The following is a 21,891-nucleotide window of genomic DNA, read 5'->3' on the forward strand; positions in this document are numbered from 1 at the left end:
CAGGGTCCGGTACAACGAAAAGGGCCGCCCGGTTACCCGGGCGGCCCTTCACACCGCATAGGTCCTGTCGGAAATCACCGGCCGAAGCAGGTAATCTCCTAGGGATTACATTGCGTTGTTGGTCATCATGGTGTCGTTCGACATCATCGTGTCGTTCGCCATCATGGTGTCGTTGGCCATCATGCCACCGTTCGACGCGCCGTCGACTGCGGTCATGTTGTCGGTCATGGTGTCCATGCCTTCAGTGGCGTTCATGTCGGTGACCATCGTGTTGTCGGTCGTCGTCTCGGTCTTGGGACCGCACGCCGAAACGGCGAGTGCTGCGCTGGCGATCAGCGAACCGGTCAGGACCTTGGAAATGAGTGCACGCATGTGGAAGCTCCCTAGATAGAGGATTTGGCTGGCTGCTCGCCCTTAATACCCAAATCGTAGTGGACATTAATCCGATAACGCTTTGCCCTCAAGCCTCGTTTTCTCGAGGACAAGAAACTGTTTCAAGGAAAGCATCGGCCGTCAACGCCAGGGCGCCGTCTAAAGTTGCAAGGTCGGCTGGAATGCCGAGCGATTGCAGGCTGGTAACGCCGTATTCGGGCAGGCCGCAGGGCACGATACCACCAAAGTGCGACAGGTCCGGGTCGACGTTCACCGAGAAGCCGTGGAGCGTCACCCAGCGCTTCACCCGCACGCCGATCGCGCCGATCTTCGCTTCCCGTCCTTGATCGAGCGTCCAGATGCCGACCCGGCCATCGACCGCGAACGCCTCGACGCCGAGTTCGCCAAGCGCGGCGATCACCCAGGATTCGAGCGCGTGGACATAACACCGCACGTCGCGTCCGCGCTTCGTCAGGTCGAGCACGACATAGCCTATCCGCTGCCCTGGCCCATGATAGGTGTATTTGCCGCCACGCCCGGTCGGGATCACCGGAAAGCGCGCGTCGATCAGGTCATCAGGCTCGGCGCTGGTGCCGGCGGTGTAGACCGGCGGATGTTCGAGCATCCACAGCAGTTCGCGTGCCTCGCCGGCGCCGACTGCGACGGCTCGCGCCTCCATCTCGGCCAGTGCCTCGACATAGGGGGTAAGGCCGGCGCTGGTGCGCCATTCGATATCGGAGGGGAGGGGGGTGGTCACCGATCCCAATTGCGCACCGCCGTCGCGACTTGCAACCTTCACGCGCATTGCAACGATGTGGTCAAGCGCGGGGGCTTGGGCTAACCCGCGAGCTTGGCATGGCTGGGGAGCAACGCGCATGGTGAAGATGGGGACGGTCTGGGATCGCACGATCGAGGTGCTCAACGGACGCACCGGCATGATCGCGCCGATCGCCCTGCTCGGTATGGTCGTGCCCAGCGTGATCCGCGACGGCTATGTCGCGTTCTCGACGCCGGGAACGGTCAGCTTTGCCCTGACCGGCAGCGTGCTGGCGATCGGGACTTTGGTCGCGATGCTGTGGTCGCAACTGGCGATCGTCGCGATCGGGACCGATCCCGCCACCGACGCCGCGTCCGCACGCAGCCAAGCGGGCGCGCGGGTTCTGCCGGCGCTGGGCATCACCGTGCTGCTCGCGGTCGTCGCAGGGCTCCTCTTCGTGCCGCCGGTGATCGTCCTGGTCCAGTCGGGCTTCAACCTCTCCGCAGCCGCCAGCGGATCGACCGTGCAGATGACGCCGCCGACTGCCGGCGCCGCGGGGTTCACCGCCTTGTACGGCCTCGCCTATCTGGTGTTCGCGATCTGGGTCGGCGCGCGGCTGGTGCTGCTCAATCCGGTCATCCTCAACGAACGCCGCGGGATCGGTGCGATTCGTCGCTCGGTCCAGCTGACCAAGGGGCTGACATGGCGGATCATCGGCGTGTTGATCCTGTTCGCGATCGTCATGCTCGTGTCCACCTGGGCCGCGCAGTCGGTGACCGGAATCATCTTTCGCCTCGCGCTCGGCGCAAAGGGCATTGCGACCGCGACGTTCCTGTCGGGCGTCGTCGCCACGATCGTCACCACTGTCTTCACCGCGCTCGCCGCGGTCTTCACCGCGCAGCTTTATGTCGCGGTCAGAGAGAAACTTCCCCAGGAATGAAATCCCCGATGAAGCTCGATTTCGCGACCGTCCTCACCGACGCCTGGACCCTGTTCAAGCGCGATCGCGACCTGCTGCTGCGGATTGCCGCACCGTTCCTGTTCCTGCCCGCGTTCGCGCTCGCGCTGGTCGTGCCCGATCCTCCGATGCCCGACGCGGCGGCGGGCAACAACGAGGCGCAGGCGATGGTCTGGGCCGATGCGGTGCAGACCTGGGCGGCGGCGCATGGCGGCTGGTACCTGCTCGCCTATGTGATGAGCTTCTTCGGCACGTCCTTGTTTTACGCGCTGTATCTCGATCGCGAGCATCTCGACCTGGGGACGGCGTTGACCCGCTGCCTGCGGATATTCCCGCGCTTCCTGCTGGCGATGGTGATCGTGTCACTGCCGGCGGGGGCAGGGCTGCTGCTGTACGCGATCCCCGGCCTCTACATCCTCGGCCGGACGATGCTGACCGGCCCGGCGCTGTTCGCCGAAGCCCCGCTCGGCGCCCTCGGCGCGATCCGCCGCAGCTTCACGCTCAGCCGCGGTTCCGGGTTGCCGCTGATGGGGTTGGCCGCGTTCAGCTACATCAGCGGCTGGCTCGCCGGCGCGCCGTTCATGATGCTCGACAAGGCGTTGCGCGACGGCGGCGAGGCCAACCCGGTCGCGTTGGCGATCGTCGATGCTGGCGCCGCGGTAGCGGCGATGGCGGCAGGTATCGCGATGGCCTTGATCGCGATATCGGCTTACCGCCGCTTGGCTAGGTAAGCGCTGCTTCGTTCAATATAACAGCACCTCCCCGGCGAAGGCCGGGGCCCAGTTGGAGAGGTCGCAGTAACGACGCGCGACCTCCGTTAGCAACGTTTCCCAACTGGACCCCGGCCTCCGCCGGGGAGGTAAACGTGGTCGAATGGGATCGGCAGCGAACCAAGCCAGAGAAGCTGCTACCCCCGCTTAGCCAGAGACGGGATCTGCGGCGCCGTCTCCGGCGGCAGCAATCCCGACGCTCGCGGATCGGGAAACGTCTCGATCGTCCGCTTCACCGCCACAAATCCCTGCGCCCGATAAAACCCCAGCGCACTCGGATGGTCGAGCGTGCAGGTATGCAGCCACACCCGCTCCACCCCCTTGGCCCAGGCCCGCGCGCAAGCCTCGGCCATCAGCCACCGCCCATGCCCTTGCCCGGCCAGCTCCGGGATTAACCCGAAATACGAAATCTCGCATGCCCCTGCCTCGCGGAAATCGAGTTCGAGCATCCCGACCTCGATCTCCGCCGGATCGAGCACCGCATACACCCCGATCCCCGGATCATGGACGATCGCCGCCAGCGCATCGTCCGCCATCACCAGCCGCGAGAACCATAGCCACGGGCTGCCCACGCGCCGAAACAGCGCACGGTATTTCTCCAGCGCCGGACGCTCCCACTTCACCAGCCGCAACCGCGATCCCGGGCTCGGCCGCAGCGGTGGCCGCTTGCGCATCTCCAGCGTCGTGACGATCGTCGCGAGGACGTCGTCGGCAACCGGGATCAGCGCCACGTTACGACCACGTAGCGCGCGGCGGCAGGCTCATCAGGATCGCGTCGATGTTGCCGCCGGTCTTGAGCCCGAACAACGTCCCGCGATCATAGACGAGGTTGAACTCCGCATAGCGCCCGCGCCATTCGAGCATCCGCGCCTCGTCGGCCGCATCGAACGGCGTATCCATCCGCCGCCGCACGATCCGGGGATAGGCGTCGAGAAACGCCTCACCGACGTCGCGCGTGAAGGCGAAGTCGGTCTCGAAATCGCCATCGAGATGGTCGAAGAATATCCCGCCGACGCCGCGGCTGACTTTCCGGTGCGGGATGTAGAAATAGGTCTCCGCCCACTCCTTGAACCGCTCGTAATGCGCCGGATCATGCGCGTCGCACGCCGCCTTCATCGTCGCATGAAAGTCGGCCGTGTCCTCCTCGATCGGCAGCGGCGGGTTGAGATCGCCGCCGCCGCCGAACCAGCGCTTGGTGGTGTTGAGGAAGCGGCAGTTCATGTGCACCGCGGGCACATGCGGGTTGGTCATGTGCGCGACCAGGCTGATCCCGGTCGCGAAGAAGCGGGGGTCGTCGCCCGCACCGTGGATCGACTTGGCGAAGTCGCCCTCGAACGTGCCGCCGACGGTCGAGACGTTGACGCCGACCTTCTCGAAGACCTTGCCCTTCATCACGCCGCGCACGCCGCCACCACCCGGTTCGCCCGACGGATCGATCCGGTCCCAAGGCGTGTACTCGAACGACGCGTCGGAGCGCGCCTCCCGCTCGATCGCCTCGAACTCCGCGCAGATGCGATCGCGCAGGGATTCGAACCAGGTTCGGGCGGCGGCTTGCTGGGGGTCGAGATCGGTCATCCGCGGGTCTCTACCAAATCCTCCCCGGAACGGGGAGGGGCGGCGTGCTTTGCAAACAGCGCTCATCACAATCCCACGTCATCCTGACGAAAGTCAGGACCCAGAGCCATAAGCGTGGCGCCGGTTACTCTGGATCCTGACTTTTGTCAGGATGACGGCGTATGTGGGGGAGCACGACGTGCTATGGCTAAGCGGGCCAGCCGCCCGTCTGGCGCAACGCCTCCGCCGCAACGATCCCCGTCGCCACGGAGATATTCATCGACCGCAACCCCGGGCGCATCGGGATCAGCACCCGCACATCGGCACGCGCATGGACGTCCTCGGGAACCCCAGTCCCCTCGCTCCCCATCAACAACACGTCGTCGCTATGAAACTCCGCAACGTCAAGCCGTACAGCGCCCTTCGTCGTGAGCAACACGATCCGCCCGCTCACCTGCGCCAGGAACGCGTCCCAATCGACATGCCGGACCACGTCGACCGCCCCCACATAATCCATTCCCGAGCGCGCCACCGCCTTCTCGCTCCACGTGAATCCCATCGGTTCGATCAGGTCGACGCCGATCCCCATGCACGCGGCAGTCCGCAGGATCGCGCCGACATTTCCGGCGATATCGGGCTGATAGAGGGCAATTCTCATGCCCGATCCCTTAGCGCGAAGAGGGCCCGGCGGTAACCCAGAGCAAAATGCAGTTGGCAAACCCGGCCCCCGCCGTCTATCAAAGGCCAGCCTCCGTGGGGACGGTCGGGCAGGGTGGGCAACGGTTCGTCGAAACCGAAAGCCCCGCCAGGCCACGAAAAAAATAACGTGCAAGGGCGAGATGAATGGCGACAGTCGACGACATGGTTCCTCCCGGCGAATCGCCAGAGCCGTTTCACGAAGAGGCCCATGATCCTCGCCGCCGTGATTTCATCAACATCGCCGCCGTCTCGTTCGCCGGAGTCGGCGCGGTCGCGATCGTCCTGCCGCTGATCAACCAGATGAACCCGAGCGCCGACGTGCTCGCGCAGTCGACCACCGAGATCGACCTGTCGAAGATCCTCCCCGGCCAAGCGATCAAGACGTCGTTCCGCAAGCAGCCTCTCTTCGTGCGCAACCTGACGCCGAAGGAAATCTCGGAAGCCGACGCGGTCGACATTTCAACGTTGCGCGATCCGCAGACGCTCGAGCAGCGCACCAAGGCGGGCAAGAAGAACTGGCTGATCACGCTGGGCGTCTGCACGCATCTCGGCTGTGTCCCGCTCGGCGCGGGCGAGGGGGAGAACAAGGGCCCGTTCGGCGGCTATTTCTGCCCGTGCCACGGCTCGGCCTACGACACCGCCGCACGCATCCGCAAAGGCCCCGCTCCGTCGAACCTCCACGTTCCGGACTATGCCTTCAACTCCGACACCGTCGTCACGGTAGGCTGAGGAAAACGACATGAGCTTTCCCTGGGCCAAGCAATACGAACCGAAGCTGCCGCTGACGCGGTGGCTGGATGAACGGCTTCCCGTTCCCCGGCTCGTCTACAACGCGGTCGGCGCCGGTTACCCGGTGCCGCGCAACCTCAATTACTTCTGGAACTTCGGCGTCCTCGCCGGCGCCGCGCTGGCGATCCAGATCATCACCGGCATCGTTCTCGCGATGCACTATGCCGCAAACGGGCTGGTCGCATTCGACTCGGTCGAGAGCATCATGCGCGACGTCAACGCGGGCTGGTTCCTGCGTTACGCGCACGCCAACGGCGCCTCGATGTTCTTCATCGTCGTCTACACGCACATCTTCCGCGGGCTCTATTACGGCTCGTACAAGGCGCCGCGCGAGATGGTGTGGCTACTCGGCGTGGTCATCTTCCTGCTGATGATGGCGACCGCGTTCATGGGCTACGTGCTCCCCTGGGGCCAGATGAGCTTCTGGGGCGCACAGGTCATCACCGGCTTCTTCTCGGCGATCCCGCTGGTCGGCGACACGATCCGCATCTGGCTGCTCGGCGGATTCGCACCCGACAACGCCGCGCTCAACCGCTTCTTTTCGCTGCATTACCTGCTGCCGTTCGTGATCGCAGGCGTCATCATCCTGCACATCTGGGCGCTGCATATTCCCGGCTCGAACAACCCGACCGGCGTTGACGTGAAGGGCGAGCAGGATACCGTCCCGTTCCACCCCTATTACACGGCGAAGGACGGCTTCGGGCTCGGCATCTTCATGCTGATCTTCGCCGGCCTCCTGTTCTTCTTCCCGAACTATCTCGGCCACCCGGACAACTACATCCCGGCGAACCCGCTCTCAACGCCCGCGCACATCGTGCCGGAATGGTATTTCTGGCCGTTCTACGCGATCCTGCGCGCCTTCACCGCGGACTTCATCCTGCCGGCAAAGCTCTGGGGCGTGCTGGCGATGTTCGGCTCGATCCTGCTGCTGTTCTTCCTGCCCTGGCTGGACAGCTCGCCGGTCCGCTCGATGAACTATCGTCCCAAGGCGCGGATCGCGTTCTGGGTGCTGGTCGCCGACATCCTGATCCTCGGCTATTGCGGGGGTGCTCCGGCAACGGCGACCTACGTGATCCTGAGCCAGATCTGCGCGGCCTATTACTTCGCGCATTTCCTGATCATCCTGCCGCTGATCTCGCGCTCCGAGCGTCCGCGGCCGCTGCCCAACTCGATCACCGAGGCCGTCCTGGCCAATCACGGTGGTACGAGCCCGGCCCAGACCGCGCTGTCGACGGCTTCTGCGCCGCACACCGCGCACTGATACGAACTAGAGGACACACACATGGTTCGTCTCATCGCATCCCTGGTCGGCGCGGCCTTCGTGCTGGTGCTCGGCATCGCGCTGTTCGGCAGCGTCTACGGGGCCATCACCGACCCCGTCGCAGCCACCGCCGAGAGCGAGTATCATCTCCACCCCAAGGAGCTGGACCTCGCCTCGAACGGCGTCTTCGGTCATTTCGACCGTCGCCAGCTCCAACGCGGTTTTCAGGTCTACAAGGAAGTCTGCTCGGCCTGCCACTCGCTGCGGCTGGTGTCGTTCCGCGACTTGACCAAGATCGGCTATACCGACCCCGAGGTTAAGGCGATCGCCAACCAGTGGGTGATCGAACAGCCGTCGATCAACCCGGAGACGGGCGAGCCGGCAACACGGAAGAACATCCCGTCGGATCGCTTCCCGCTGCCGTTCGCCAACGACGTCGCCGCCCGCGCCGCCAACAACAACGCGCTGCCGCCCGACCTGTCGCTGATGACCAAGGCACGCCATGATGGCGGCGCGTACATCCACTCGCTGTTGACCGGCTACCAGCCGCAGTCGGCGAAGATGTTGAAGGAATTCCCGGACATCAAGACGCCCGAGGGTCTGCACTACAACCCGTATTTCGCGAACCTCAACATCGCGATGCCGCCGCCGCTGACGTCGGATGACCAGGTCGCCTATGCGGACGGGACGAAGGCGACCAAGGAGCAGATGTCGACCGACGTCGCGGCGTTCCTGACCTGGACCGCCGAGCCCAATCTTGAGACGCGTCATGCCGCCGGGTTCGCGTCGATCATCTTCATCCTGATCTTCTGCGGCCTCGCCTGGGGCGCGTACCAGAACGTCTGGCGTGACGTTAAGCATTGATGACGGCCGGCCTCCCGCGGTAAGGGCGCACGGATAAGGGAGCGGCGGACGGGCAAACAGCCTGATCCGCCGCTTTCGTTTTGGCCGTCGCGCCGCGCCGCAATACGGCCGCCGCTCCGTGCGAAGAAGGGAACGCCCATGTTCGATACCAACGAGCGCAACGCCGACCTGAAGGCGCTGATCCGCACCATCCCGGACTTTCCCAAGCCCGGCATCCAGTTCCGCGACATCACGACGTTGCTGCTCGACCCGCAAGGTTGGGCGACGGCGATCGAGCGGATGGTGGCAGCACTTTCCGGCCCCGTCGATCTGGTCGCCGGCATCGAAGCCCGCGGCTTCCTCTTCGCCGCCGCACTCGCCGCACCGCTCAAGGCCGGCGTCCTGCTGATCCGCAAGGACGGCAAGCTTCCCGGCGCCACCATCGCCGAGGACTATGCGCTCGAATACGGCACGGACCGCATCGCGATCCACGCCGATGCGTTTGCGGCCGGTGCGCGCGTCCTGCTGGTCGACGACCTGATCGCCACCGGCGGCACCGCCCGCGCCGCCGTCCGCCTCCTCCACAAGGCCGGTGCTGTCGTCACGCAGGCACAGTTCCTGGTAGACCTCCCCGATCTGGGCGGCGCGGAAGCACTGCGCGCGGATGGCATCGAAGCAACCGCCCTGATCCACTTCCCCGGCCACTGACGCGCGCTTGCCGACGCACGCTACCTAATGCAGGTCCTAATCGTGGTCACGCGTACTCCAATACGCCACCACCCCGGCGTAGGCCGGGGCCCAATTGGGGAATATTGCTGACAGAGAACCGCGCGCCGTTACCTCTTTCATCGCAATTGGACCCCGGCCTTCGCCGGGGGGGGGTAGTGAGGTAGCGGTTTGGTTCATGACTTGGTCGCCGCGTGCGCGAGGGAACGATAAGCGGACGACGTCCCGGTTCGCACAGGCGCGCCAGCCCCAAAACCCGTCAGACCCCATTCATGGAACTTGCGACATAAGGACTCCGTTGTGCGATGAATGGCGGCGCGTTGTGTCCGCTCTCCACGTACGGGAGAACCTCCATGTTTATGAAGCGCTTCGGCATTATCGGCCTCGCCCTGGGCCTTGGACTTGGCGTCGCGGGCTGCACCGACGGCTACGGCTATGGCGGCGCAGGCGTCGGCTATGCCAGCGACCCCTATTACGGTGGTGGCTACGGCGACGGCTATTATGGCGCAGGCTACGGCGGCGGCTATGATGGCTTCGCAGGCTATGGCGGCCTGAATTCCTACTATGGCTGGAGCGGCGATTATTATTATCCCGGCTCGGGCGTGTATGTCTACGATCGCTACCGTCGGCCGCATCGCTGGAACGGCGACCAGCAGCGCTATTGGCAGGGCCGCCAGCAGTATCGCGGCAACCGCAACGACGGCGGCCGCGGCAACTGGGGCGGATTCGGCAACCGCGGAAATGGCGGCCGAGACGGAGGCTGGCGTGGCAATCGTCCGGGCTACCAGGGCAATCCCGGTACGCCCGATCAGGGCCAGTTCGGCAACGGCCGTCCCGGGCGAGGTCCGGGCCAAGGCTGGGATCGTGGCCGTGGTCCCGATCGCGGACAGTTCGGCCAACCCGGCCAGCCGCCGCAACCCGGCCAGGTCACCAACCCACAGCAACCTCAGGCTCAGGGCGGCTTCCGTGGCAATCGTGGCGACGGCGCGTTCCGAGGCAATCGCGGCGGCGGTGGCCAGCGTTTCGGCGGTGGACAGCGTTTCGGTGGCGGACGTCAGGGCGGTGGCAACCGCGGCGGCGGTCGTCCTGCGCAGTAACTAGAGCAGATTGGTTCACGCGAGGGCGCGAAGGCGCGAAGAGAAGGATTAGTTTTTCACGCGGAGGCGCGGAGACGCGGAGAGTAGCTCAGGAACGGCACGGTCCACTCATCGCGACAGGGAAGTCCACGACGAAGCTCTTCCATCCTAAATCTCTCCGCGCCTCCGCGCCTCCGCGCCTCCGCGTGAACAAATCTTCTCTTAGCGCCTTAGCGCCTTCGCGTGAAAAACACCAACGTCAGACGAAGAGCCGGACTACGTGAGGGGCGATCGACCGCCAATCAACCGGTCGGCGTGCCAGCAGGGCGGGTAGCTACTAACCCATTAGACACGAACGTCATCACCATCACGTCGTCCTGATTGAACACCCGCATCCGGCTTTTGAAGATCCCCATCTCCGGCCGGCTCGCCGACACGCGTTTCTCCAGAATCTCGGTCTCGCAGCGCAGCGTGTCCCCCGGATACACCGGCTTCACCCATTTCAGCTCATCGATCCCCGGCGACCCGAGCCCAGCCTGCCGGTTCTCCTTCAGGTTCGCGACCACCATCGACATCACCATCGCGCACGTATGCCAGCCGCTCGCCGACAACCGCCCGAAATGCGTCTGCGCGGCCGCCTCGTCGGACAGGTGAAACGGTTGCGGATCGTACTTCGCGGCGAAATCCATCACCTCCTCACGCGTGACCGCATAGGAACCGAACGACGCAGTCCGACCGACCTCGATGTCCTCGAAATACTGCACAACCTCTCCTCTTATCGTTGCAGAACCTTCTGGAAGGGTGCGTCAGTGCCGTCCAGCCCCGCCTCGGCCGGCAACCCAATCAGGTCGCGCAGCAAAGGCTCGATCGCGACGTTGTCGAAGCTGGCAATCGTCTTGCCGCGCGCAAACGCCGGCCCGTTGGCGATGAACAGCGCGCGCATCTCCGGCGCCATGTTGTCATAGCCATGCATCCCGCCGACCGAAGCCTTGGTCGGCGCACTCGGATCGACCCGCCAGCCGACATCGGCAAGGCACAGATAGCTCGGCACGCGCGGGTTGCGACCATAATGGAACCGCGCCGGGATCTCCCCCTTCCGCCAGCATTGCAGGTGATCGTGACGGGTCAGCAATCGCGCCTCCAGCGCGGCCTCGTGCCCCGGCACCGCGAACAGAGTCGCATACGGCCCCGTCTCGACGGTGCGATAGTCTGCCTTGTCCGCGATCGCATCGAGCGCCACCACCCGTGTGCTGCTAGTCGCCGCCATCCCGTGATCCGCGACGATCACCAGGTTCGCCCGCTGCCCGAGCGCGGCCAACCCATCGACCAGCGTGCCAATGCTCGCGTCCACGTCGGCCACCGCCTGAGTCACGCCGGCGCTGTCCGGGCCGCCCGCATGACCCGCACTGTCGACCGTATCGAAATACAGCGTCACCAGCTTAGGCCGTATCGCTGCCGGCCGCCGCATCCAGTCGAGCACCGCGTTGACGCGCTGCGTCCCCGACACCTGCTGGTTGAACTGCTGCCAGTCCTCCGGCCGCGTACCGCCCTCGATCGCACCGTGGCTCTCGGCCTTCACCGTACCGCCGACCGCGACGTTCGCGCCTGGCCAGAACATCGTCGCCGTCCGGATCCCGGCCTTCTCCGCATCGACCCAGATCGGCGAGCTCTCGCTCCACCAGAACGGATCGTCCGTCGCCATCGTGAACGTCTCCCCCGGGCGCGCCGGATCTTCCATCCTGTTCCCGACGATCCCGCTCCGATCTGGCCGCAGCCCCGTCACCAGCGTCCAGTGATTGGGAAAGGTGATGCTCGGAAACGACGGCCGCATGCTCGCGAACACCCCGCCGGCGCGCAGCCGGTTGAGATTGGGTGTCACGCCACGATCGAGATAATCCGGCCGAAAGCCATCGATCGACACGAGGATCGTAACCGGCGCCCGAGTCTCGCCCGGCATCGCCGCGGCCGCGATCGATGCGGGGGCAGGCGCAGTGATCGGCGCAAGGGCAGGGGGCGTATACGGATAGGCACACCCAGCGAGCGTTAGCCCGAGTGCAGAACCGAGGAGAGCCAGCGCGTTCTTCATCATAACCGTTCGTCCCGAGCAGGTGGCGACTTCGCGCGATCCCTACTCGGCACGAACGATGAGAGAAAGCGATCCGTTCGGCGGCGAGCTTACCCTCGCTTGTTTCCCCGCGAAGGCGGGGACCCAGACTGGGCTCCCGCCTTCGCGGGAGAACAAGGAGCGCTGTGCGCTGTTATGCAGCCTACAACCCCACAGCCAGCTTGCTGAACAACGTCCAACTCACCGGCGTCTTCCCATACGCCGCCTCCAGCGCCGCCGGCTTGGCATACGCCGCGACGGTCCCGCCGAGCGCCAACCCAAGCGGCCCGACGATCGGCACCCGGTACGCATACCCGACCTCCGCCTTCGTCACCCGGAACTTGGTATCGTGCAGCGGATCGCCCTCGTCCGGAAAAAGCTCGTCGTTCGCCACGTTCTCGAGCCTGCCGAACACCGCATGCCGCGCCGAAAGCTCATAAGTCGCCTCCGCCAGGAACGCGCTCAGCTTCTCCCCCGGCACCCGGTCCTTAAGACTATACGCAAACGTCGTCGCCAGCCCGCCCCGCGCATATTGCACACTCGCGGTCGAGCGGTTCTCGTCCTCGCCCGGATGCTGCGCCTCGGGCTCCTTCAGATGGCCATGGCTCACCTGTACCGCCCAGAACGGCGACGGCGTCCACGTCCCCCGCACGCTCCACGAATCGAGCCGCGGCGTCTCGATATTCCAGCGATGCTCGTCCGGCTCGCGCCCCTTGAACGCCGACGCCTCCAGCTGGAACGCGGGCGTCGCATACCCCGCTGTCACCACGCCGTAGGTGATGTGCGTCGAATCGAACCAGTGATGCGTGATCGGCGACATCGGCTGATACCGTGCCGACCCGCGGTGCATGAATGCGCTCGGCCCCAGCGCCGGCTCGCCGACCGGCCCGCCATACAGGAAGACGCTCGCTCCGTTCCCCAGCCGGTAATCGACCTTCGCAGCAAGCTCCATGAACAGGTCGTGCGGATGCTGCCGATCGACCAGCGGCCGGTCGTTCGCTAGCTCGCCGGTCGCGAACAGATTGGTATAGCCGCGCGCGCCCATCAGCGGCTCAAGGCTGTTCATCGTCCGCAACTGGATATGGAACCGGTCGCCCAGATCGCGATCCGCCATCAGCATCGCCATCGACTGCACGAACGCCTCGCTCTTCCCGCGCGGGCCCCCCTGGTCGGTCGCGACGCCCCACGCATAGCCATGCGCCATCAGCATCCATTCGCCCGCCTGGACCATATACCCACGCATCGGTCCCTCGGCCGCCGGCAGCCGCGAAGTCCCGCTACCCTGGCTATAGAACCCCGCCGACGTCCCCATCGCCATCCCGGACATCGCCGAACCCGCCGGCATCTTCGCCAACGCCGCATCGGACGCCGCGCGATAGGCGGGGTCGCCGATCATCGCGTGCCCCATCGCGCCATGATCCATTGCCATCCCGGGCATCGCCGGGTGATCCATCTGCGCATGATCCATCACCGGCATGGCGTCCGGCATCGCTGCCGGTGCGGCCGGAGCCGGCGGCGCGACCGGAGCAGGGTGTCCATTCGTCGAATGGTCCATCGTCGAATGATCTACCGTACCGGCAGACTGCGATGGTTGAGCCGTCGGGGCAGCCGAGCGCGCACCCGAGCGCTTAGCCGCCGGCCGCGACTTCGCCTTCTTCACGGTCTTCTTGGGAGCCGCATCCGGCATCGTCATGCCGGGCATCGACATGGCATGTTGCGCCACCGCGGCAACCGGCAACACCGCCCCCACGACACCGCCCGCAAGCAGCATCACTCTCACGGTCCCAGCCGCGAGAAACCTCGATCGAGTCATTATTATATCCTTGGAAAAGCCTGAAAATCACGGTGCCTCAGCACCCGACGATCAAGCCTTTCGCGGAGGCCGCAAAGCCGGTGCGACGCCCGCCCCAAGATCCAGCACCGTCGCGCGTTCGGTCACCATCGCCGGCTCCCGCAACGCCACGCCGAGCACCCGAGCAGTATTCCAGTTCGAAGGCGGCACGCACCCGATGCACCCATGCAGCGGCGTAGCCTTGCGATCGGGCGCCTCGTGGTCTGGCATAGCCGCCTGCGTCCCGCTCATCGCCGCCATGTCCATGACGACGGCATGCCCGCGCGAAGCGGACGCATCATGACACGCCGCTGGCGCCACCGCAGGAAACGCAAATGCGGCAAGGAGCAAAGCCAGGATCAGGCGCGCGAGCATGCCTGCGGTCTAGGCTCTCGCCCGAGCCGGGACAACCGTGCAGTCTTTGCTTGCGCCCGCCAAAGCCAGAATAGCGCGAGATTGCCGACTTGCCCGAATGCCGCGAAAGGTTCAGCCTCGGCGCATGAAGACCCCAACGCATCCCGACCGAAACGAAACCCGCCAGGTCCCCGCCGCAAAAGTCTCGATCAGGATCGGCAAGCGGACCACCTTCGATGCCTCGGTAACGACCGTCGGACTGCTGTCGGTCGGCGCGCTCGTGTCCAGCATTCTCCTGTCCAGCGCCGTCATCGTCGTTGCAGCAGGCCGCAAGGCCGCAAGACGACCGTTGGCGTTGCCTGATCATACCAGGACCGACGGCTGACGCTTACACCATGCTGGTGGCCCCTCGAAACCTGCCCTCCGTTCCGGCACTGATTTCGGCGCACCTAGGTCGCTTTGAACATCGGCCTTATATCGAGGGGCTACGCGTATCCATTCCGCGCCCGATCAAACCCTGGCCGGTTCCTTGCGCTGTTGCGGACGTCCTGAAATCCGACCGTCACGACGATCCTTCATGCGCCGTGACGAGCCACATTATCCCACTGGGGTTCCATGCGTCATCATTGCATCGATCTTGGCTTTCGGCAGGTTGATCAACAAGCCGTTCTTGTTTCGCGCGAATGATCCGACGTCTACCTCCACGCTGCCCATCGAACTCGCCACCACCGCAAAGCCGTTCTCGACTTTTGCGACCCTGCCGATGACAAACCCATCGGCGTCGTGCACCTCCAGGCCCTGTCTGATATCTTTCGGCCTTGCCGGGAATTGTTGCAGGGCTCGGGTGGATCCCGCGACATCGCCATCGAGTCGGCGATAGTTGGTTTGCCGGTCGAGCGTCATTTCAGCAAAATCATTAGGGGTCGCGCTCATTGCCGGCTGGGCCGCCGAAGCTGACGGACCAGCGGTTTGCGCCTGTGCTGCGTCAACGAACACGGCGCCCCATACCCCGGCCGCCACTACAAGCATGCGCACGGTGCTTCCCCTTGCCCTACCACTATGATCAAACCAGTGAATTGGTACGTACGGTGTCGAATTTGCGACACTACGCTCAAACGCTATGCTTCAGCTAACGAATATCGATCGAATTTGGTGGGGCCGATTCAGCTCGTCCCTGGCTATTCGGAAGAAGCGGAAAATCGCGGTATCAGACGTCAGTCCGGAGCCCTATCCAGCCGATCCGTGTCGAACCGTCCGATTTTCGAAAGGATTCGATCAGGAAATCGGTTGTATACTTGCTCGCTCTTCCGCGATCATTGCCGCATTTGCTGAGCGTCGCGATTTCTATCGCCGTTACAACTCGCAAGAGAATTGAGCATCAGTAGCGATCGCTACACCGGTCCGCTCTTCGACGGGCTCCCGGTCGGACAACTCTGTCTTCAACAGCGGCTGTAACGATGGCGACGGGATAGCCTGCGAAAACTATCGCTAACCAGCCGCCGCCGCCGAACCCTCAGCTATGCAGGAAGTGCATCACGTCGCCGTCGTTCACGACGTACGCCTTGCCTTCCGCGCGCAGCTTGCCCGCCTCGCGCGCCTTCGATTCCCCACCGAGTGCGATGAAGTCGTCGAACGCGATCGTCTCGGCGCGGATGAAGCCCTTTTCGAAATCGCCGTGGATCTCGCCTGCCGCCTGCGGTGCGGTCGCGCCCTCGTGGACGGTCCAGGCGCGCGCCTCTTTCGGGCCGACCGTGAAGAACGTCAGCAGGTGCAGCAGCTTGTACCCCGCGGTGATGACGCGCGCGAGACCGGTCTCTTCCAGCCCCAGTTCGCCGAGAAACTCGCCGCGATCCTCGGCGGGCATCGTCGCGATCTCCGCCTCGATCGCCGCCGACACGACGACCGCTTCCGCGCCCTCGGCCTTCGCTTTCTCGAACACCCGCGCCGACAGCGCATTGCCGTTCGCCGCATCGCCCTCGTCGACGTTGCACACGTACAGCACGGGTTTCGCGGTCAGCAACTGCGCCTGCGCGAACACGCGCGCCTCGTCCTCGTCCTTCGGCACGGTCAGCCGCGCGGGCTTGCCTTCGCGGAGCAGTTCGAGCGCCTGGCCGAGCACGGCGGCGCCGATCTTGGCTTCCTTGTCGCCCTGCATGCCCTTCTTGGCGAGGTTCGGCACGCGCTTTTCGAGGCTTTCGAGGTCGCTCAGCATCAGCTCGGTGTCGACCGTCTCGGCGTCGGCGATCGGATCGACCTCGTTATCGACATGCGTCACGTCGCCGTCCTCGAAGCAGCGCAGCACATGGACGATCGCGTCGACCTCGCGGATGTTGCCGAGGAACTGGTTGCCGAGCCCTTCGCCCTTCGACGCACCGCGCACCAGGCCGGCGATGTCGACGAAGCCGAGCTGAGTCTCGATGATCTTCTGCGATCCGGCGATCTTCGCCAGTGCGTCGAGCCGCTTGTCGGGCACGCCGACGTTACCGACGTTCGGCTCGATCGTGCAGAACGGATAGTTCGCCGCCTGCGCCGCGGCCGTCTCGGTCAGCGCGTTGAAGAGAGTGGACTTGCCGACGTTCGGCAGCCCCACGATGCCGCAGCGAAAACCCATGATATGCCCTTGGTATAAGAATGTGGTGGCGCTTTAGGGCAGGGCGGTCCGGAAGGCCAGCATTCGCCCAAAGTGCTACGCTGATCCTCCCCCGCCAGGGGGAGGTGGCAGGCACTTGCCTGACGGAGGGGGAGGCTGGCGCGACCACGGTTTCGTGTTCCTCCCCCTCCGTCGCTTCGCGCCACCTCCCCCTGGCGGGGGAGGATTAGTAAGAGCTAGCCTAATCGACTCACTCGATTGCCGCAGTGCAGCAAAATAATTATACCGCTCGGTAGAGAAGTGCCGGCTCGACGGTTATGATAGCCGTCTCTCCAGATATTCCAGGAATTTCATGACCACGACCGCCAACGGCTACGCCGCGCAATCCCCCGAAACCCCACTCGCCCCCTTCAGCTTCGAGCGCCGCGAACCCGGCAAGACCGACGTCGCGATCGACATCGCGTTCTGCGGCGTCTGCCATTCCGACCTCCACACCGCCAAGGGCGAGTGGGAAGGCACGCTTTACCCCTGCGTCCCCGGCCACGAGATCGTCGGCCACGTCACCGCCGTCGGCAGCGACGTCACCAAGTTCAAGGTCGGCGACGTCGTCGGCGTCGGCTGCATGGTCGACAGCTGCGGCGAATGCCCGTCGTGCAAGGACGGCGAAGAGCAATATTGCGAGACCACCGGGTTCGTCGGCACGTATAACGGCCCCGATCCGGTGCTCGGCGGGCACACCTTCGGCGGCTATTCGGACAAGATCGTCGTCGATGAAGGCTTCGTGCTGAAGGTCTCGCATCCCGAAGCCGACCTCGCCGCGGTCGCGCCGCTGCTCTGCGCCGGCATCACCACCTATTCGCCGCTCAAGCACTGGAAGGTCGGCCCCGGCCAGAAGGTCGGCATCGTCGGCTTGGGCGGTCTCGGCCACATGGGCGTCAAGATCGCCAATGCGATGGGTGCCGAGGTCTATGTCTTCTCGACCTCGCCAAACAAGCGCGACGATGCCAAGCGTCTCGGCGCGAAGGACCTGATCGTGTCGAAGGACGAGGCCGCGATGGCGGAGCACGCCAACAGCTTCGACTTCATCCTGAACACCGTCGCGGCGAGCCACAACCTCGATACGTTCACCGCGTTGCTCAAGCGCGACGGCACGATGACTTTGGTCGGCGTCCCCGAGCACGCGCATCCGTCGCCCTCGGTCGGCAACCTCATCTTCAAGCGCCGCGCGATCGCCGGCTCGCTGATCGGCGGCATCGCCGAGACGCAGGAGATGCTCGATTTCTGCAACGAGCACGGCCTGGTGTCGGACATCGAGATGATCCGCATGGACGAGATCGAACCCTCGTATCAGCGCATGGTGAAGAGCGACGTGAAGTACCGCTTCGTCATCGACATGGCGTCGATGAAGTCGGCGTAATTTCCACCCCTCGTCATCCCCGCGCAGGCGGGGATCCATATTCTAAGGGGTGCGTGAGTATCGCCAAGGCCAGCCGATATGGGTTCCCGCCTCCGCGGGAATGACGAAAGGGGGGAGGGCGCCCCTCTTTATTCCGTCATCCTGACGAAAGTCAGGACCCAGGGTTACGGACGCCACCGTTCTTGGCTCTGGGTCCTGACTTTCGTCAGGATGACGAGGTAACGGGGAGCGGCGCCCCCATCACCACCGATAATTGAAACTGATACTAATCCGCTCACCCTTGGCAGCATTCGGCACGACCTCATGCCGCAACCAGCTCTCCCACAAGAAAACACTCCCAGGCTTAGGCTCGGCATACACAAACGTCCGCAAATCCTCCGCCGCATCCTCCAGCCGCGTCGGCGCCGCCATCATCATCGGCAGCCGAGGATCCTCCAGCTTCAACGCCCCAGCCCCCTCGGGAATCGCCACGTACATCGTCCCCGACACGACGCTATGCGGATGGATATGCCCCGAATGTGCGCCCCCAGGCTTCAGGACGTTCACCCAAAGACTGTCGAGCTTCAACTTCCGCCCGCCTAGATCGAACGCACAATCCTTCGCGAACTGCGCGACATGCTTGTTCAGCAGCCGCACCAGATCCCCGAACCGCGGATCGCGCAACGGTAGGTCGTTCAGCGACGCATACGAGGTGTACCCGCGATACCCATGCGCCTTAGACCAGGCGACGCCCGCGCGATCGGCCTTCGCCAGTTCGAGCGCGGCGTCCTCCAGTTCCTCGACCAGATCGTCGTCGCCGAGATCGGCCTCGTAGAACCGCGTGGCGAACAGGGAGCGGGTGGTCATGGCTGCATCCTCAACGCGACATCGTTCATGAAGCGGACGTCGTCGCTCTCCGCCAGCCACTTCGCCTCCGCCGCCACCGCGCCGAGCATGTCGGACAACGGTTCGATCTCGGCCTTCGCATAATTGCCGAGCACATAGCCGGTCACGCGATCCTTGTGCCCCGGATGCCCGATCCCCAGCCGCACGCGGCGAAACTCCGGCCCCAGATGCTGGTCGGTCGAGCGCAGGCCGTTATGCCCTGCGGTCCCGCCGCCGGTCTTCACCTTCACGCGGAACGGCGCGATGTCGAGTTCGTCGTGGAACACCGTCAGCGCCTCGACGCCGAGCTTGTAGAAGCGCAGCGCCTCGCCGATCGCGCGGCCGCTCTCGTTCATGAAGGTCGCAGGCTTCAGCAGCAGGATCTTGGTCGAGCCGATCCGCCCCTCCTGCGTCCAGCCCTGAAACTGCTTCTTGACCGCGCCGAAGCGGTGCACCTCGGCGATCGCGTCGGCGACCATGAACCCGACATTGTGCCGGTGCATCGCATATTGCGCCCCCGGATTGCCGAGTCCCGCCCAGATCTGCACGTATGATTCTCCAAAAGACCGCGTCGCCCACGCAACCGTGTTCTCCTGCGAACGCAGGAGCCCAGGGTAACGGGCGGCGGCGCTGCTTGATCCTGGACCCCCCCGTTCGCGAGGGAACAGTAAGGGGCAGCCCCATAAAACGAAACGGGCGGGAAAGCCCTAGCTTTCCCGCCCGCCAGATCATCCTAAGACGAAGGGCTGAACCCTCAGTCCTTCTTCTGCGGCGTGATCTTGTCGTCGTCATTATCGTCGTCGTTAGGCTCGACGACCGGTTCTTCCTCGGCAGCAGCCTCGGCAGCCTGTGCTTCGGCGACTTCAGCCTCGAGTTCTTCGTCCTCGACGGTCGGCACGGTCGGCGGCACGATCGTGGCGATCGCGAAGTCGCGGTCGTCGATCGCAGGCGTCGCGCCCTTGGGCAGCTTCACGTCGCTGATGTGGATCGAATCACCGATCTCCAGACCGGCGAGCGAAATCGTGATCTCGCTCGGGATGTCCGACGCGTCGACGACCAGCTCGATCTCATGGCGCGTGATGTTGAGGACGCCCTTGCCCTTCTTGATGCCCGGTGCGTCGTCCTCGTCGGTGAACGCGATCGGCACAGCGACCGTCACGGTCGAATGCTCGCCGATGCGCAGGAAGTCGACATGGATCGGACGATCCGAAACCGGGTGGAACGACACGTCCTTCGGCAGCGTGCGCACGCCGTTGACCATCACGACGGAATTCATGAAGTGGCCGGTCATCAGCGCCTTCATCAGCGCCTTTTCCTCGAGGTGAACCGAGGTTGGTTCCTGGTTCAGGCCGTAGATCACGGCAGGCACGCGGCCATCACGACGCAGCGCCCGGGAGGCTCCCTTGCCAACCCGGTCACGCGTCTCGGCTGCGAGCGTCAACTGGTCGCTCATCAATATTCTCCGAAACTCGTTTGTTGTCCTTCCCGCCCACGCCTCCAGGGATGACCATGGACCGGAAGCGCGGGCGCATAGCGGAGATCCGTGCAAAAAACAACGGTTGCGGGGAAGGTGCCTGCATCCTGCCGATACCTGCTACGCTTCGACCGCTGGCAATCTCGCCAGTTCTCGAGGAGCAGAACTATGACGTTTGGCAATGTCTGTGTTCTGCTTCTGGTGTTGTTCGCCTTTGCGACCTTGATCTTGAAGGTCGTCGAGACGGCACGCCGGAAGTAGCGCAACGGGCGGGGGGTGCGCGGCAACGTGCCCCCCAAACGATTGAACCCCCGCCACGGCAATGGCGAGGGTTCGTATCTCAAGGCACAGCCATGACGTTTGGCTTGTGATATATACGCCCGATTCAAACACCGTTCAATGCCCCTCGCCCCTCCGGGGAGAGGGAGGGGCCCGCGTGCGCTTGCACGTGGGAGGGTGAGGGGTGGTGGGGCTCGGGGCGATTATCCCAACTCCCCCTCACCCTTCCGTCGCAAGGGCTCCTCCCTCCCTCTCCCCGAGGGGAGAGGGACTCGGGCATCAATACCTGACCCGCTCGGCTTTCACGCCAAGCTTCGCCAACTGCGCCTGAACGCTGTCCTTGCCCGCAAGATGCCCAGCACCGACCGCGATAAACACAGTCCCCGGCGACTTCATCCGGTTCGCGACCCACTCCGCCCACCGCGCATTGCGGTCGAACAGCAGCGCCTTCGCCACCTCGGGCGAGTCCTTAAGGTCGTCGTTCATCTCCTTGGCCAACGCCTCGGGATCGCCCTTCGCCCACTCGTCGACCATCGTCGCCATCGTCTTCTCCAGCGTCGGCAGTTCGTCGATCGTGCTCCCCAGGAACTGCAACTGCGCCTTCTGCGAAAGTCCCCCGAAATACCCCAACTGCTGCTCCGCGGTCTCCAGCCCGATCACGGGCTTGCCCGCAGCCTTCGCCGCCGCGGTGATCACCTGCTCGGGCCCGTTCGCCGCATCATAGCCAAGCTTCGACAGCGGCGCGATCGACAGGTTGGTCGCGGCCAGCCACGGCTTGAACCGATCGAACGCATTCGCCGGCAGCCCCAGATCGGTCACCGCCTTCGCATACGCCGCACGCTTGTCCGCGGGCAGCTGCTCGGTCAGCGTCGGGCCGTCCTTCGACACGCCGGTCGCCATCACCAGCGACTGCATCTTCGCCGGATCGGGCATCACCAGCTCCAGCACCACCTGGTTCGAGCGATCGAACGCGGTCTTCACCGCTTCGTCGAACCACGTCATGCCGGGCTTCAGCACATGGATCGTCCCGAACAGGTAGATCGTCGTGTCCTTGTCCTTCACCACCCACAAGGCCGGATCGGCATCGTTCGCAGCTTGCACAGGCTTCGGCGCGACCTGCGCACAGGCGGGCAGGGCGAACGCCATCGCGATGGCGGACAGCGCGGATCGGAA

The 21,891-nt window shown here is 64.6% G+C and carries 24 protein-coding genes; 9 read left to right on the forward strand and 15 right to left on the reverse strand.

The window, feature by feature from the left end; all coding sequences use genetic code 11:
• Positions 1 to 105 precede the first annotated feature (105 nt).
• Both O6W96_RS15235 and lipB read right to left on the reverse strand, forming a co-directional pair.
• The gene (locus tag O6W96_RS15235) at positions 106 to 372 is read right to left on the reverse strand and encodes a hypothetical protein (protein ID WP_055881015.1); all 267 of its coding nucleotides are present in this window, start codon (positions 370 to 372) and stop codon (positions 106 to 108) included.
• Positions 373 to 460: 88 nt separating this feature from the next.
• A complete protein-coding gene (lipB, locus tag O6W96_RS15240) occupies positions 461 to 1,177 on the reverse strand; it encodes a lipoyl(octanoyl) transferase LipB (RefSeq protein WP_353470352.1) in 717 nt (238 codons plus the stop codon).
• A gap of 70 nt (positions 1,178 to 1,247) precedes the next feature.
• Here lipB and O6W96_RS15245 point away from each other — a divergent pair, with 70 nt between their 5' ends.
• Positions 1,248 to 2,069, forward strand: coding sequence for a hypothetical protein (locus tag O6W96_RS15245; protein ID WP_353470353.1), 822 nt, complete (start codon positions 1,248 to 1,250; stop codon positions 2,067 to 2,069).
• Positions 2,070 to 2,077: 8 nt separating this feature from the next.
• The gene (locus tag O6W96_RS15250; RefSeq protein WP_353470354.1) at positions 2,078 to 2,818 is read left to right on the forward strand and encodes a hypothetical protein; all 741 of its coding nucleotides are present in this window, start codon (positions 2,078 to 2,080) and stop codon (positions 2,816 to 2,818) included.
• Positions 2,819 to 2,994: 176 nt separating this feature from the next.
• Here the strand turns inward: O6W96_RS15250 and O6W96_RS15255 are convergent, their stop codons facing one another.
• The 3 genes from O6W96_RS15255 to O6W96_RS15265 form a co-directional block, all read right to left on the reverse strand.
• Positions 2,995 to 3,588 carry a GNAT family N-acetyltransferase gene (locus tag O6W96_RS15255; protein ID WP_353470355.1) on the reverse strand — a complete coding sequence of 198 codons (594 nt, stop codon included), beginning with the start codon at positions 3,586 to 3,588 and terminating at the stop codon, positions 2,995 to 2,997.
• Position 3,589: 1 nt separating this feature from the next.
• Entirely contained in the window at positions 3,590 to 4,432 is an 843-nt protein-coding gene (hemF, locus tag O6W96_RS15260) for an oxygen-dependent coproporphyrinogen oxidase (RefSeq protein WP_353470356.1), read from the reverse strand.
• 187 nt (positions 4,433 to 4,619) lie between these two features.
• Complete coding sequence (locus O6W96_RS15265; protein WP_353470357.1) at positions 4,620 to 5,069, reverse strand: tRNA (cytidine(34)-2'-O)-methyltransferase; 450 nt, start codon at positions 5,067 to 5,069, stop codon at positions 4,620 to 4,622.
• A gap of 203 nt (positions 5,070 to 5,272) precedes the next feature.
• Between O6W96_RS15265 and petA the strand changes: the two genes are divergently transcribed.
• The 5 genes from petA (at position 5,273) to O6W96_RS15290 (ending at position 9,826) form a co-directional block, all read left to right on the forward strand.
• Positions 5,273 to 5,839, forward strand: coding sequence for a ubiquinol-cytochrome c reductase iron-sulfur subunit (petA, locus tag O6W96_RS15270; RefSeq protein ID WP_056489394.1), 567 nt, complete (start codon positions 5,273 to 5,275; stop codon positions 5,837 to 5,839).
• 10 nt (positions 5,840 to 5,849) lie between these two features.
• A complete protein-coding gene (locus O6W96_RS15275; RefSeq protein ID WP_353470358.1) occupies positions 5,850 to 7,160 on the forward strand; it encodes a cytochrome b in 1,311 nt (436 codons plus the stop codon).
• Positions 7,161 to 7,181: 21 nt separating this feature from the next.
• The gene (locus tag O6W96_RS15280; protein WP_353470359.1) at positions 7,182 to 8,024 is read left to right on the forward strand and encodes a cytochrome c1; all 843 of its coding nucleotides are present in this window, start codon (positions 7,182 to 7,184) and stop codon (positions 8,022 to 8,024) included.
• A 138-nt stretch (positions 8,025 to 8,162) separates the two neighbouring features.
• Positions 8,163 to 8,711, forward strand: coding sequence for an adenine phosphoribosyltransferase (locus O6W96_RS15285; RefSeq protein WP_353470360.1), 549 nt, complete (start codon positions 8,163 to 8,165; stop codon positions 8,709 to 8,711).
• Positions 8,712 to 9,082: 371 nt separating this feature from the next.
• A complete protein-coding gene (locus tag O6W96_RS15290; protein WP_353470361.1) occupies positions 9,083 to 9,826 on the forward strand; it encodes a hypothetical protein in 744 nt (247 codons plus the stop codon).
• Between the two features lie 281 nt (positions 9,827 to 10,107).
• Here the strand turns inward: O6W96_RS15290 and O6W96_RS15295 are convergent, their stop codons facing one another.
• The 4 genes from O6W96_RS15295 to O6W96_RS15310 all read right to left on the reverse strand — a co-directional run bounded on the left by O6W96_RS15295 (position 10,108) and on the right by O6W96_RS15310 (position 14,115).
• On the reverse strand, positions 10,108 to 10,569 hold the full coding sequence (locus O6W96_RS15295) for a MaoC family dehydratase (RefSeq protein ID WP_353470362.1): 462 nt from the start codon (positions 10,567 to 10,569) through the stop codon (positions 10,108 to 10,110).
• An 11-nt stretch (positions 10,570 to 10,580) separates the two neighbouring features.
• A complete protein-coding gene (locus O6W96_RS15300) occupies positions 10,581 to 11,891 on the reverse strand; it encodes an ectonucleotide pyrophosphatase/phosphodiesterase (RefSeq protein ID WP_435372230.1) in 1,311 nt (436 codons plus the stop codon).
• 181 nt (positions 11,892 to 12,072) lie between these two features.
• Entirely contained in the window at positions 12,073 to 13,722 is a 1,650-nt protein-coding gene (locus O6W96_RS15305; RefSeq protein WP_353470364.1) for a hypothetical protein, read from the reverse strand.
• Positions 13,723 to 13,773: 51 nt separating this feature from the next.
• Entirely contained in the window at positions 13,774 to 14,115 is a 342-nt protein-coding gene (locus tag O6W96_RS15310) for a hypothetical protein (protein ID WP_353470365.1), read from the reverse strand.
• Positions 14,116 to 14,239: 124 nt separating this feature from the next.
• Between O6W96_RS15310 and O6W96_RS15315 the strand changes: the two genes are divergently transcribed.
• Entirely contained in the window at positions 14,240 to 14,479 is a 240-nt protein-coding gene (locus O6W96_RS15315) for a hypothetical protein (RefSeq protein ID WP_353470366.1), read from the forward strand.
• A 212-nt stretch (positions 14,480 to 14,691) separates the two neighbouring features.
• On the opposite strand, the gene O6W96_RS15320 is transcribed toward O6W96_RS15315, so the two are convergent.
• Positions 14,692 to 15,129, reverse strand: a complete 438-nt coding sequence (locus O6W96_RS15320; protein ID WP_353470367.1) for a hypothetical protein — start codon at positions 15,127 to 15,129, stop codon at positions 14,692 to 14,694.
• 478 nt (positions 15,130 to 15,607) lie between these two features.
• The gene (gene ychF / locus O6W96_RS15325) at positions 15,608 to 16,705 is read right to left on the reverse strand and encodes a redox-regulated ATPase YchF (protein ID WP_353470368.1); all 1,098 of its coding nucleotides are present in this window, start codon (positions 16,703 to 16,705) and stop codon (positions 15,608 to 15,610) included.
• A gap of 331 nt (positions 16,706 to 17,036) precedes the next feature.
• Here ychF and O6W96_RS15330 point away from each other — a divergent pair, with 331 nt between their 5' ends.
• Positions 17,037 to 18,101: an NAD(P)-dependent alcohol dehydrogenase gene (locus tag O6W96_RS15330; protein ID WP_353470369.1), complete on the forward strand. Its 1,065-nt coding sequence runs from the start codon at positions 17,037 to 17,039 to the stop codon at positions 18,099 to 18,101.
• A gap of 240 nt (positions 18,102 to 18,341) precedes the next feature.
• On the opposite strand, the gene O6W96_RS15335 is transcribed toward O6W96_RS15330, so the two are convergent.
• From O6W96_RS15335 to O6W96_RS15350, 4 genes are all read right to left on the reverse strand, one after another.
• Positions 18,342 to 18,947, reverse strand: coding sequence for a TIGR02466 family protein (locus O6W96_RS15335; protein ID WP_056047257.1), 606 nt, complete (start codon positions 18,945 to 18,947; stop codon positions 18,342 to 18,344).
• Positions 18,944 to 19,513, reverse strand: coding sequence for an aminoacyl-tRNA hydrolase (gene pth / locus O6W96_RS15340; RefSeq protein ID WP_353470370.1), 570 nt, complete (start codon positions 19,511 to 19,513; stop codon positions 18,944 to 18,946). The genes O6W96_RS15335 and pth overlap by 4 nt, the downstream gene beginning before the upstream one ends.
• Before the next feature lie 206 nt (positions 19,514 to 19,719).
• Positions 19,720 to 20,418 carry a 50S ribosomal protein L25/general stress protein Ctc gene (locus tag O6W96_RS15345; protein ID WP_277983200.1) on the reverse strand — a complete coding sequence of 233 codons (699 nt, stop codon included), beginning with the start codon at positions 20,416 to 20,418 and terminating at the stop codon, positions 19,720 to 19,722.
• Positions 20,419 to 20,997: 579 nt separating this feature from the next.
• The gene (locus O6W96_RS15350) at positions 20,998 to 21,864 is read right to left on the reverse strand and encodes a TraB/GumN family protein (protein WP_435372234.1); all 867 of its coding nucleotides are present in this window, start codon (positions 21,862 to 21,864) and stop codon (positions 20,998 to 21,000) included.
• Between the last annotated feature and the right edge of the window lie 27 nt (positions 21,865 to 21,891).

The organism is Sphingomonas faeni (genome assembly GCF_040407495.1).
GTDB classification, from domain to species: Bacteria; Pseudomonadota; Alphaproteobacteria; order Sphingomonadales; family Sphingomonadaceae; genus Sphingomonas; species Sphingomonas faeni_D.